Here is a 12,730-nt window from a genome sequence, read left to right as displayed (position 1 = left end):
AATACCTTGCAAGCACTTCTATTATATTCATTATCATAAAGATAACTTTTTATCCTGTCTTTTCATAGGCTATTACTCTCTCAAGAGGGGAATGAGAATTATCGGCGGCATGTATCCTTACATATTCCTTCTATACTGCCCACCCACTGCGTACAAGGCATTAGAGATTTGCCCAAGAGAGCAATATTTACAAACATCCATCAGTTGTTCAAAAGTATTTTCGCCATCTACGGCTGTTTGTTGCAATGTTTTTAGCAGGGCGGGTGCTTTATCGGCGTTTCGCTGTTTAAAGGCTTCCAGCGTGGTTATCTGTAATTGCTTTTCTTCTTCTGTAGCACGGATCACTTCGGCAGGCACCAGGGTTGGCGAACCTTTTTTATTAAGGAAAGTATTTACCCCGATGATCGGAAACTCGCCAGTATGTTTCAAGGTTTCGTAGTACAGAGATTCTTCCTGAATTTTGCTGCGTTGATACATGGTTTCCATAGCGCCCAGTACACCGCCACGGTCATTGATCCGTTTAAACTCGGCAAGTACGGCTTCTTCTACCAGATCGGTCAGTTCTTCAATAATAAATGCGCCCTGTATAGGGTTCTCGTTTTTAGTAAGCCCCAGTTCGCGGTTAATAATGAGTTGGATAGCCATTGCGCGGCGGACAGATTCTTCGGTAGGGGTAGTAATAGCCTCGTCGTACGCATTGGTATGGAGCGAATTGCAGTTATCATAAATGGCATACAGGGCCTGCAAGGTTGTGCGGATATCATTAAAGTCGATCTCTTGTGCATGCAAAGAACGGCCACTTGTTTGGATATGGTATTTAAGCTTCTGCGAGCGATCATTACCTTTATATTTATTCTTGATGGCCTTAGCCCAGATACGGCGCGCTACCCGGCCAATTACCGAATACTCGGGGTCGATACCATTGGAGAAGAAGAAAGACAGGTTGGGTGCAAAATCGTCGATATTCATTCCCCTGCTTAAGTAGTACTCTACATAAGTAAAGCCGTTAGCCAGGGTAAAGGCCAGCTGCGTAACCGGGTTAGCCCCGGCCTCGGCAATGTGATAGCCCGAAATGGATACCGAATAAAAGTTACGTACCTTTTCATCAATAAAATATTGCTGAATATCGCCCATTAACCGCAATGCAAACTCGGTAGAAAATATACAGGTATTCTGCGCCTGGTCTTCCTTCAAAATATCTGCCTGTACCGTACCGCGAACGTTGGCTATGGCATAAGCCTTAATTTTTGCGTAAGTATCTGGTGGAAGGATCTGATCACCGGTTAGGCCGAGAAGCAGGAGGCCGAGGCCGTTGTTGCCTTCGGGGAGAGATGCTTGTTTAGCCTCACCCCAGCCCTCTCCGGGGGAGAGGGAGTTAGAAATAAAAGTTTGAGTTTTTTTATCCTGTTGAGTATTTAGTGTTAGGGTAATTTTTTTTATAACGTTTTCTGTGTCGTTTATAACCTCATCATTAGTAAATCTAATAACGTCAAAACCTTCTTCCTTGAGAATAGCTGTCCTTACTTCATCTTGCTCTACGGTAAAATCGTGATAGCCGCCATCTACTTCGATGATAAGCCCTTTGGATAAACAAATGAAATCTGCGATGTAGCCATCTACAGCATGCTGCCTGCGAATTTTGTATTTCGTTTTGCTATTACGAAGCTGCTGCCATAAAATGTTTTCGGCCTCAGTTTGATTTTTTCTATTATCTCTTGAATTGGATTTCAAAATTTCCCATATCCGGGTATCCGCAGTTTTATAACCACGATCATTCTGCCCCCTCTCCTCCGGAGAGGGCTGGGGTGAGGCTTTTACGGTCGAAGAGGAAACATACACCGGCCGCTCCAATCCCTTATCATCATAAAACTCCTTAAACTTCGCCTCAACCAAATATTCCAGCTTGTTTTCTATAATATATTTTTCACACTGCTGATCTATAGCCGCATTCATAAAAAAGCCAAGCAACATAGGTGCAGGGCCATTAATAGTCATGGATACAGAGGTTGACGGACTGCAAAGATCAAAGCCGGAATACAGTTTCTTAGCATCATCCAAAGTGGCAATGCTTACGCCTGCGTTACCAATTTTACCGTAAATATCAGGGCGTATATGCGGGTCTTCGCCATAAAGGGTAACCGAATCAAAGGCGGTTGAGAGCCTGTGTGCAGGCTGACCTAGTGACACATAGTGGAAACGTTTATTGGTACGCTCGGGGCCGCCTTCGCCGGCAAACATGCGGGTTGGGTCTTCACCCTCGCGTTTCAGCGGGAACACACCAGCGGCATAAGGAAATTCGCCCGGCAAATTCTCTGTCAGCAACCAGCGTAAAACATCGCCCCATGCTTCATACTTAGGCAACGATATTTTAGGGATGCGCAATTGTGACAGCGAAGTACTAAACAACGGCTGTTTAATTTCCTTATCCCGCACCTTATAAATAAAGTTATCGGCCTTGTATTTCTGTATTGTATCCGGCCATTCTTTCAATAACCGTTTGCAATCAGGATACAGGTGATCTTCTAAATATTGATAAATTTCTTGCAAACCATCTTTAACCCCATCTCCTTTGGAGAGGGTTGGGGTGAGGTTTTTCCCCTCTTGAGAGGGGTTAGGCGTGTGTTCTTTAAGCGATGTGTTTTCTGCTAATAAATCCATCGTCCCCTTAACCATAAACAGCTGTTTCGCAATTTTACACTGCTCATTTACCCACGTGGTATAAGCAACACTGCTCTCCGCAATCTCAGCCAGGTATCGGATCCGGTCGGGCGGAATAATATAGATTTTGTCCTGCTCAATGGTTTGCTCAGGTAAATTAGGATGAAAGTCGATGCCTGTTTTAGCAGCAATGGTTTTCATCAGGGCATCAAACAAACTGTTCATGCCCGGGTCGTTAAATTGTGATGCCATAGTGCCAAAAACTGGCATGCTATCATCGCTTGCATCAAACAGCAGGTGGTTGCGTTTATATTGGCGGCGTACATCGCGTATGGCATCCAGTGCGCCGCGCTTGTCGAATTTGTTAACGGCGACCAGATCAGCAAAATCCAGCATGTCAATTTTTTCCAATTGCGTGGCTGCGCCAAATTCGGGCGTCATTACGTAGAGTGTTACATCGCAATAATCGGTAATCATGGTATCGCTCTGGCCAATGCCCGATGTTTCTACAATAATGAGATCGAAGCCTGCGGCTTTACAAATATTTATCGACTCTTGCACGTAGCCCGACAAAGCGAGATTGGCCTGCCGGGTAGCCAATGATCGCATGTAAATGCGTGGGTTATTGATGGCATTCATCCGGATACGGTCGCCCAGCAAAGCACCGCCTGTTTTGCGTTTGGATGGATCGACGGAAATGATGGCCATCGTTTTGTCTGTCTCGGCCAAAAAACGCCGAACGATCTCATCTACTAAAGATGATTTACCCGAGCCGCCGGTGCCGGTAATACCAAGTACGGGGATAGCTTTATTGGCAGTTTTATCCGAAGCAGATGGGGCTGTTATTGATTTGGGTAATTGCTCGTAATGGTTCTCGGCAAGGGTAATTAACTGGGCAATTGCCTTAGCATCTTTTTGTGGCAAATGCTTCATTTCGCCGTTCAGGGTTACTTTGGTTTCAAAGTCGCACTGCTGCAGCATATCGTTAATCATGCCTTGCAGGCCCATACGGCGGCCATCATCCGGTGAATATATTTTACTGATACCGTAAGCTTGTAATTCCTCAATTTCCTTTGGCAGAAAAACACCGCCACCACCGCCAAATATTTTGATGTGGCCGGCACCGCGTTCCTTCAACAGATCGTGCATATACTTAAAATACTCGATGTGCCCGCCCTGGTAAGAGGTTAAAGCAATGCCCTGCACATCTTCCTGTATAGCGCAATTCACCACTTCATCTACCGAGCGGTTGTGCCCCAGGTGGATTACTTCGGCCCCGCTGGATTGCAGGATGCGGCGCATAATATTGATCGTAGCATCGTGCCCGTCGAACAATGAGGCGGCCGTTACAAAACGGATTTTGTAAGTATTTTTATATACAGGAACATTTTCCATGCAGCAGGAATAATTGGTTACAAAACAAATTTAGTCATTAATACTATGCGTGCATAATATTAGTTTTGAAGGAGTGAGGGAGGGAAGGAGTGAGTAGCTGAAGGTTGATAAGGTTTATTGACTTGCGCGCGTTTGCAACGCGTGCTTAATACGGCAGGGCATTTGTAATGCCCGATCCAAGAGCGTTATAAACACCCAACCAATCCGCACGCGTTGCAAACACGCGCGGGATATCTTCAAAAAACTGACAGCCCAATAACACACTTACTCTATTACAGGACTGATTACCCATGTTTTAGCTGTTATAATTTGTATCTTTGCGCCGATGGAAGTTAAAGAGGCTGCAGTTGCGCAAGGGTTTAAGGGTTACAATAATTACGGTGCCTGGCTGCGCGAAAAGTACAACGGTCAGCGTGTATTTAAGGTTATTGTTGATGGCGGGTTTACCTGCCCCAACCGCGATGGCTCTAAAGGTTACGGCGGCTGTACCTATTGTAATGTAGATTCTTTCACACCATCTGTTTCGCGCCAGGCACCTACTTTAAGGGAACAGGTGATACAAGGCATGGAACGTGCCCGTAAGGGTAATAAGGCCGACAAGTTTATTATCTACTTTCAGCCCAATACCAATACTTATGCACCTACGCATTATTTGAAAATGCTTTATGACGAGGCATTAAGTATCGATACCGAAAACATTGTAGGCCTATCTGTAGGCACGCGCCCGGATTGTATAGATGCCGAAAAAATAGCCCTGCTGGAAAGCTATACCGACCGCTTTGATGTGGATCTGGAAATGGGTATGGAATCGATTTATAACGAAACACTCGGTCAGATTAACCGTGGCTGTAGTCACGAGGATCTGCTAAATGCACTCGAACTGGTTAAGAACAGCAAACTGGATATTTGCGTACACACCATTTTCGGTTTCCCATGGGAAACTAAGGAGATGATGCTGAAATATGCCGACGAGATTAACCGCCACAAACAAATTAAGTTTGTGAAGTTTCATCACCTGCACATTGTAGAGGGTTCTGTAATGGGGGTGAAATACAAGCGCGAACCATTTAAGCTTTTTACGCTTGATGAGTACGCCAACTTTTTATGCGAACTGTTACCATTGGTAAGGCCGGATGTTGTTGTGCAGCGCCTGTTTGGCCTCTCCGATCGCGAACTACTTATTGCGCCTAACTGGCAATTGAAAAAGTCTGAAATACAATATTATATAGATCAAAAGCTGGCCAATAATGGTATTATACAAGGGTCTGCATTACTGTAGTCTTGTTTGCTTCTTCATGGTATTGTAATTGCGTTGATAGTACTATAAATTACTAGCCTATTAATAAATAATACATAAACTTTGTCACAAAAAACGCTGCAAAATTACATACCTGCCCTAACAGGTGTACGTGCTTTAGCTGCATACCTGGTTTTTATTTCCCACTACGAGTATGCTTTTGATGAATCTTTTCCCCATAGTGTGAAAAGATTTCTGCAAGAGTTCCATTTTGGGGTAACTATCTTTTTTGTTTTATCAGGTTTTTTGATTGCTTATCGTTATTACAACAATTTTTATTTAACCGCAGATTGGTTTAAGCAGTACCTTAAAAACAGGGTAGCCCGCATATACCCCATGTACTTTTTTCTTACTATCGGGGCATTCATCTATTATTACTTTACGGGCGATGCACAGGTAACGGCAGGCTTTGCACATCCCTTTGGTTTAATGCTGATGAACATTACCTTTTTGCGCGGTTTTTTCAATGATTTAAAGTTTACGGGCATAGCCCAGGGATGGTCGCTTACGGTTGAGGAATGCTTTTACTTTTCGGCGCCATTCATTTTTCTAGTTGCTAAAAAGTATAACAAATTCTATATTCAACCGCTATTTGTAACAGGCTTAGGTGCTTTGTTGGTGCTGGTATTTCGCAACTTCATTTGGTACGGTTTCTTCGGAAATTTTACCTTTATGATGGTTTACACCTTCTTGGGCCGCTGTTTCGAGTTTTTTGTGGGCATTCAATTAGCGCTTATCATTCATAAAAAAGGAGTAGCACGCAGCAATAACTTACTATATACCTACATCGGTATTTTAATGGTGTTTATTTGCCCGTTAATTATGTCACTACTGTCAATTCCAAAAGGTTGGTCGGCAGGTTTGCACAACCCCTGGGGTATTGTTACCAATAACTATTTACTGGCTATATCTATCGCTGTTTTCTTTTACGGGTTGCTTACCGAAACAACTGTTTTAAAGAAGGTACTATCCAACAAGTTTGTAGAACTGCTGGGCAAAAGTTCTTATATATTTTACCTTATCCATTTGGGCTATATGTACAGGTATTTACATGATGGTGTAAACTGGCTTAATGATAAGGTATTTGAATGGTACGATAAATGGGGAATAGCATGGCATTCGCCATTTGAATATGATGCATTGAACTTGCTTTATATATTTATTATATTGAATGGCATATCTATCCTGCTGTTTAAAACAATAGAAGAGCCATTGAATCATTACATTCGTAAATCCGATTTTTTAATTAAGAATAAGGATGCTAATAAGGTATCGCCTCAAAGTCCTGGTTCTGCAACTACTGTGCACTCAAAATGAAGAAAAACACCTATTGCATACTTATAGCTATATTGATGATGCCGGCATTTATGTACGGGCAACATAATCCAGCCGGCGAGCTGATTCCGAGTTTACCGCTTAAGGAAGCAAAAGTAACAAAAGCAAAGGCCCTGGTGCCTGCCGAAACTCCGGTAGATGGCGAGATGGAAATTAAGGTAAATGCGTCGCCTAAAAAATCTCTTTTTAAAGAAGACGATAAAATAAGGTATGCTTTTGATGTTAAAAGCACCTACCCAACCAAACAGCAAGGTAAACTAACCGTGTTGGTTAATACAGACCTGGGCGACAAGGTTTACGAAAAAAGCTACGACTTTAAGGTAAGTAAAAACGGTAGCCAAAGTATGGTTATTAGCCTGCCGCACCAAACAGCAGGCTTTTACCAGGTTAAGTTTATGCTTAATTTAACAGATTACGATGATACCGTAAAGCGAATATTTGGTGTTGCGCCCGAAAAAATTAAGGCTACGGTAGTTAATAAACCAAATGATTTTGATGCTTTTTGGGATAGTGGCAAAGAGACGCTGAAAAAAATTGCGCCGCAATTTAAAGTAACCAAAGACCCCGAACAATCTACTAAGCAAAAAGATGTATACCTGGTAGAGATGCACTCGTGGGGTAATGCCATTATACGTGGCTGGTTAACCATGCCTGTAAAGCGCCCGCACCACATACCTGTTAAATATCGTTTGCCGGGATATATTGTAACCATGAAGCCCACTATGGACGATGACGATTTTGCTGTATTTAACCTCAATGTGCGCGGCAATGGCAACAGTAAGGATGCGATAAAGTATTACGGACAATATAACCTGTTTCATATTGATTCGCGGGATGAATATATTTACCGGGGTGTATACATGGATTGTATACGTGGTTTGGATTTTATTACTGCCTATGCAGATTTTTTTGGATTTGATACCGAAAGAGTTGGGGTAGTTGGTGGTAGCCAGGGTGCCGGTTTAGCGATAGCCTTAGCCGGGCTTGATAACCGCGTAAAACTGGTAACTGCCGAGCTGCCGCTTTACGCTGATTTGCGTGATGCCATTAAGATTGGCCCAACTCTGTATCCGGAGAAAAAATCGCCAATATGGATGCTTAATGATTATGTACAAAGAACGCACTCTTTTACAGAGAAGAAATTATTTGCCCTTTGGGATTATTACGACCCTATTAACTTTGCGCCCCAGGTAAAATGCCCCGTACTGCTGGCTATTAGTTTGCTTGACGAACTTTGCCCGCCCAGATGTAGCTATGCCATGTATAACCAGTTGGGGAGTAAAAAGAAAGAAACCTGGGTTAGCCCCGATCTTACACACGAGGTTGATGATAACTATTACCAGTTTCAATACTACTGGATTAAAGAAACGTTTATTTTACCGTAGCTTTTAGCACAACATTAACATGAAGAAAGTTTTTACGCTTATATTAATACTTACATTTCTTGCTACTCAGCAACAGGCATATGCAGGTTGGCCAATGGGCAAGCAACGCTTTTTATTGGGTACCAGTGCTACCATTTATGCCGCTAAAGACTACTGGGATATTTACGGGAAACTGCATACCAATAGTAAAACCGCTTTTACATCTTATACTTTAGGCCTTTTTGGCAGTTATGGGCTTTCGCGCCGTACAGATTTTATTTTTAGTGTGCCTTTTTCGCGCCAGGTATCAAATCAAAGCACTACAGATAAATATCATAACGGCCTCGGCGATTTGCAATTGGGCTTAAGTTATAATTTGATTAACTATAAATACAAAAATTATACTTCCATATACGTGGGTGCCATAGTGCCGATGTATGATAAGTATGATGCACAAACCCTTGGCTTAGGCATGTATGGGTCTGAGGTTAAGTTAATGAATACCGGCGCTTATACCCTAAACAGCAAAAAAGGTTATTATAACCTGGAAGCCGGTTACAGACAGTTTTTTGGTTCGGAAGCACCGTGGCAGTTTACTTACCTGGCAGCTATAGGCTTATCTTTAGATAAAGCTAATCATGTTTCTGTAGATGTATCGGGTGTATACTCACACAGTTCAGATTCTACTGCTAACTCGGCTGTTGTTTTGGCCGGCGCTGCCCGTAATTACAGTTATACCCGTACTTCATTAACCTACGGCCATACGTTTTCGCGCAGGATTTCTTTAGCTGTTTCCGGCTTCTACACTTTAACAGGTGTAAATACCGGTGTTGGTTACGGTGGCAGTTTGCAAGGTTCGTTCAGATTTTAATTACTAACCTGCAAAAGCAGGCTATATAATTATACCGGCTTGTAGTAAGGGCCAAAAAGCTCTATTACTGCTTTTTCTCGATAGGTAAAAATACCCCTTACTTTTTTTGCCACTAACAGTTTATCGGCAAATCCGCCTATCGGGCCGTAGCCAATGGCGTAGGTAAGCAGATCTGTCATGAGCACTCCGCCGTCAATTTCTTTAAAATGATGCTCGTGATGCCATAAGGCGTAAGGGCCAAAGCGTTGCTCATCTACAAAATATTCTTTGTCTTTGACATGGGTAATCTCGGTAACCCAATTTAGCTTTAAGCCCATTAAAGGCGACACCTTGTAGGTAATAAGCATCCCCGGGTACATTACGGTTTGTTCCGAATAATCAGACGTTACCGTAAAGTTCATCTCGGCCGGGGTAATTTTGGCGAGGTTTAACGGCGACGAAAAAAAGCTCCAGGCGGTTTCCATGCTTACCGGCATGGCTTGCTCCCATTTGAATTGATAGGTTTTCACAATTGCTTAACCCAATATTACATTAAAGGTTTGTTAATGTGTGTATCCAATATTTTAAGTAGTTCGGCAAAATCTTTTTCGCTGTAACCTATCGATTGATAAATGATTTTTCCGGTTTCATCAAGTACTACATTACGGGGTATAGATTGTGTGGCAAACAGGCTGAAAATTTTACGGCCTTCATCGGGTAAAATGCTAAAAGTGTAGTTATTGCTTTCTTTAAAGGGGAGTACTTTATCCCAGCCTTGCTCGCGGCCAAATACAAACAATGCAAATTTGGGGTTGTCTTTATATTTGTCCCAAATTTCTTTTTGTACACGCGGCAACTCCAGTCGGCATGGTGGGCACCAGGTAGCAAAAAAGTTAAGCAGTACAATTTTGCTTTTGTAGCTTTCTATCGATGCTGTTTTGGTTTGGTCGGTATAAAAATCAAAGGCAGGCACTTGCTGGCCAACCTTGGTAAGGGTTGATTTGTCCTCGGCAGGGGCTTGCGCTTTAACATATATTGCGCCTATAAGCAGGGCAATAAACAGGGCATACTTTTTCATGGCAGATTATTTGTTTAGCCAATATAGCCAAAACAGATTAATCTATGCAGAAAAATTATTGCACCATTTTGTTAGCGCAGTACGAACTTGCAAACGCTTCTGGCTTGGCTTTAAAAACAAAGCCCATGCTTAAAATATAACCCATGGCCTCGTGCAGGGCCTGGTTCGATTTAAACATCGGGTTGGTGTTAATGTCGGCATGTACTTCCAGGTCAACTTCGTACAAATCCAGCAGATCGCAAAGCTTGTAGGCAATATCAATTGATTTTTGCACTTCAGACAGCATCCTTTCTTTAATGCTCATTTTTTGTGAGGTACGTTCCTGGTGGATGTACATAAAGCCGCCGCGCTGTTCGCGTAAAAAAACAATAACCGTTGCAAAATCGGTAACAGAACCTTTTACTTGCGAGTCTGTACCAATGCAAACTTTAAGCTTGTTACCCAGCAGGGTTTCGCGCTCAATTGTTCTTTCTACTTCTTCAATAATGGGGGTTTGCAGTATTTCACCGCTAAATTTTCTCCAGGTCATAAAAATTGTATTAAGTATAAATTTTCAGAAACCTTGCCAGTGGTTTATAAAAGTATGCAATTAGTTTCCATAAATAAATGAAGCCCAGATTATTTATTTGTTAACACAAGCCTAATTATCAACAGCTTAAAGCACAATTATGGATTGAAAATGGCGTTTTAATATTTGCTTGCGGTTACGCATCTTTACGTAAATATAATTTCAATGAATATCAAACCCCTATTATGGCTGGCTGTGCCTGCAGTTTTAACCGCTGCATGTAATACCAAAAAAAGCCAGCAAAGTACCGAAGCACCCAAGCGTACCGTGTTTTTTGATAAAGCCGGTATGGATACCACAGTTAAGCCTGGCGACAACTTTTTTGAATATGCTAACGGAGACTGGCTTAAAAAAACCGAAATACCTGCGTCTGAAACGGGCTGGGGTTTAGCCAAGCAATTATTTAACAATACCCAAAAAAGTTTACACCAAATTTTAGAAGACGCAGTTAAACAAGATGCTGCTAAAGGCAGCGCCGAGCAAAAAGTAGGCGATTTGTATAACAGCGGTATGGATACTACAGCTATAGATAAGCTGGGCGACTCGCCAATTAAACCAACGCTTGCAGCAATTGATGCACTTAAAGATTATAAAGACCTGATTAATTATGTAGCAGGCAGCTATAAAGATGGCGATGGTTATCTGTTTGGCTTTTATGTAGCGCCTGATGGCCGCAACAGCAAGCAAAATGTTGCCCAGTTTGACCAGGATGGTTTAGGCCTGCCTAACCGCGATTACTATTTTAAAACAGATGCCGATACCAAAAAGATCCGCGAAGCATATGTTGCCTATATTACCAAGCTGTTTATTTTAACTGGTGTAGATGCAGCTAATGCGGCAAAAAATGCACAAGATATTTTAAAACTCGAAACCGAACTGGCAAAATCGCACTCTACCCCGGTTGAATTGCGCGACCCGATAAAAAACTATAACAAGTTTGCTGTTGCCGATATTCAGAAAAAAATAACAGATGTTGATTTGAACGACTTGTTTAAACGCATGGGCTTTAAAACTGATACCGTATTAGTTGGCCAGCCAAAGTATGATATTGCCTTGTTTAAAATGCTAAAAGCTGAACCGATAGCTACCTGGAAAACCAAGCTTAAGTTTATGGCTTTGAGCGGTAGCGCCAATTACCTGAGCAAAGATTTTAGAGCGGCAAGCTTCGAGTTTAACGACAAAACCCTTAACGGGCAAAAGCAACCTAAAGAACGTTGGAAAACAATGGTTACTACTGTTGATGGCGGTTTGGGCGAATTGCTTGGGCAGATCTATGTAAAAAAGTATTTTACACCCGAGGCTAAAAAACGGATCACCGACCTGGTAAATAACCTGCAGGCTGTTTATAAAGAACGGATTGAAAAACTGGACTGGATGAGCCCGGCTACCAAGGAGAAAGCAATTATTAAACTAAATGCTTTCACTAAAAAGGTAGGTTATCCTGATAAGTGGAAAAAATATGATGATGTGACGATTAGCAAAGATGCTTTTTATAACAACATGCAATCTATCTCTAAGCATAACTATAAAGAGATGGTTGATAAGGTAAATAAGCCGGTAGACAGAACCGAATGGGGGATGACACCGCCAACGCTGAATGCTTATTACAATCCAAGTTTTAATGAAATTGTGTTCCCTGCGGGGATATTGCAATATCCGTTTTTTGACAAGGATGCCGATGATGCCATTAATTACGGCGGCATAGGGATGGTAATTGGCCACGAAATGACCCACGGTTTTGACGACCAGGGCAGCCAGTATGATAAGGATGGTAACCTGAATGTATGGTGGACCAAAGAGGACAATGACAAATTTAAAGCTAAAACTCAGGCAGTAGCCAAGCAATATGATGCCTACACTGTTTTAGGAGATACGCATGTAAATGGTAACCTGACTTTGGGCGAAAACATTGCTGATAACGGTGGTGTAGCTTTAGCCTACGAAGCCTTTAAAAGAACAGCCGAAGGCAAAAGCGACCACAAGATAGACGGTTTTACGCCAGACCAGCGCTTCTTTTTATCCCTTGCCCAAATTTGGCGTAGTAAAAACAGGGATGAGTCTACCCGGATGCGAATCAACAACGACCCGCACTCACCCGCCATGTATCGTGTAAACGGCCCAATCTCGAATACGGATGCCTGGTACAAAGCATTTGATGTGAAACCCGGCGATAAATTATACAAGC

At 42.4% G+C, this 12,730-nt stretch carries 9 protein-coding genes; 5 read left to right on the top strand and 4 right to left on the bottom strand.

Annotation, left to right across the window (positions count from 1 at the left end):
* Positions 1-117 precede the first annotated feature (117 nt).
* Complete coding sequence (locus RG47T_RS26455; protein WP_175538915.1) at positions 118-4,053, bottom strand: methylmalonyl-CoA mutase family protein; 3,936 nt, start codon at positions 4,051-4,053, stop codon at positions 118-120.
* 325 nt (positions 4,054-4,378) lie between these two features.
* Between RG47T_RS26455 and mnmL the strand changes: the two genes are divergently transcribed.
* The 4 genes from mnmL to RG47T_RS17995 all read left to right on the top strand — a co-directional run bounded on the left by mnmL (position 4,379) and on the right by RG47T_RS17995 (position 8,920).
* Entirely contained in the window at positions 4,379-5,332 is a 954-nt protein-coding gene (gene mnmL / locus RG47T_RS18010; RefSeq protein WP_074490853.1) for a tRNA modification radical SAM protein MnmL/YtqA, read from the top strand.
* Between the two features lie 81 nt (positions 5,333-5,413).
* On the top strand, positions 5,414-6,667 hold the full coding sequence (locus RG47T_RS18005; protein ID WP_074490852.1) for an acyltransferase family protein: 1,254 nt from the start codon (positions 5,414-5,416) through the stop codon (positions 6,665-6,667).
* Positions 6,664-8,070: an acetylxylan esterase gene (locus tag RG47T_RS18000; RefSeq protein WP_083627454.1), complete on the top strand. Its 1,407-nt coding sequence runs from the start codon at positions 6,664-6,666 to the stop codon at positions 8,068-8,070. Before RG47T_RS18005 ends, RG47T_RS18000 begins: the two co-directional genes overlap by 4 nt.
* Positions 8,071-8,089: 19 nt before the next feature.
* On the top strand, positions 8,090-8,920 hold the full coding sequence (locus RG47T_RS17995) for a hypothetical protein (RefSeq protein WP_074490850.1): 831 nt from the start codon (positions 8,090-8,092) through the stop codon (positions 8,918-8,920).
* A 29-nt stretch (positions 8,921-8,949) separates the two neighbouring features.
* On the opposite strand, the gene RG47T_RS17990 is transcribed toward RG47T_RS17995, so the two are convergent.
* Genes RG47T_RS17990 through RG47T_RS17980 form a run of 3 tightly spaced genes read right to left on the bottom strand, consistent with a single transcriptional unit; the run spans position 8,950 to position 10,506 of the window.
* Positions 8,950-9,429 (bottom strand): SRPBCC family protein, encoded by a 480-nt coding sequence (locus RG47T_RS17990; RefSeq protein WP_245770891.1) that lies wholly within the window; start codon positions 9,427-9,429, stop codon positions 8,950-8,952.
* 17 nt (positions 9,430-9,446) lie between these two features.
* Positions 9,447-9,977, bottom strand: coding sequence for a TlpA family protein disulfide reductase (locus tag RG47T_RS17985; protein WP_074490849.1), 531 nt, complete (start codon positions 9,975-9,977; stop codon positions 9,447-9,449).
* Positions 9,978-10,032: 55 nt separating this feature from the next.
* Positions 10,033-10,506 carry a ribonuclease H-like YkuK family protein gene (locus RG47T_RS17980; protein ID WP_074490848.1) on the bottom strand — a complete coding sequence of 158 codons (474 nt, stop codon included), beginning with the start codon at positions 10,504-10,506 and terminating at the stop codon, positions 10,033-10,035.
* A 204-nt stretch (positions 10,507-10,710) separates the two neighbouring features.
* Here RG47T_RS17980 and RG47T_RS17975 point away from each other — a divergent pair.
* A partial coding sequence (locus RG47T_RS17975) for a M13 family metallopeptidase (RefSeq protein ID WP_253187536.1) occupies positions 10,711-12,730 on the top strand: 2,020 nt, incomplete at its 3' end.

It is taken from the genome of Mucilaginibacter polytrichastri, assembly GCF_001911425.1.
Taxonomy (GTDB): Bacteria; Bacteroidota; Bacteroidia; order Sphingobacteriales; family Sphingobacteriaceae; genus Mucilaginibacter; species Mucilaginibacter polytrichastri.
The sequence above is the reverse complement of the archived record's forward strand: the minus strand, read 5'-3'. Positions and strand labels throughout refer to the sequence as shown.

What these genes read in the sequence shown, in the direction of transcription:
- RG47T_RS26455 (WP_175538915.1), bottom strand. Translation starts at nt 4,053, where the DNA reads ATGGAAAATGTTCCTGTATATAAAAATACTTACAAAATCCGTTTTGTA.
- mnmL (WP_074490853.1), top strand. Translation starts at nt 4,379, where the DNA reads ATGGAAGTTAAAGAGGCTGCAGTTGCGCAAGGGTTTAAGGGTTACAAT.
- RG47T_RS18000 (WP_083627454.1), top strand. Translation starts at nt 6,664, where the DNA reads ATGAAGAAAAACACCTATTGCATACTTATAGCTATATTGATGATGCCG.
- RG47T_RS17995 (WP_074490850.1), top strand. Translation starts at nt 8,090, where the DNA reads ATGAAGAAAGTTTTTACGCTTATATTAATACTTACATTTCTTGCTACT.
- RG47T_RS17985 (WP_074490849.1), bottom strand. Translation starts at nt 9,977, where the DNA reads ATGAAAAAGTATGCCCTGTTTATTGCCCTGCTTATAGGCGCAATATAT.
- RG47T_RS17980 (WP_074490848.1), bottom strand. Translation starts at nt 10,506, where the DNA reads ATGACCTGGAGAAAATTTAGCGGTGAAATACTGCAAACCCCCATTATT.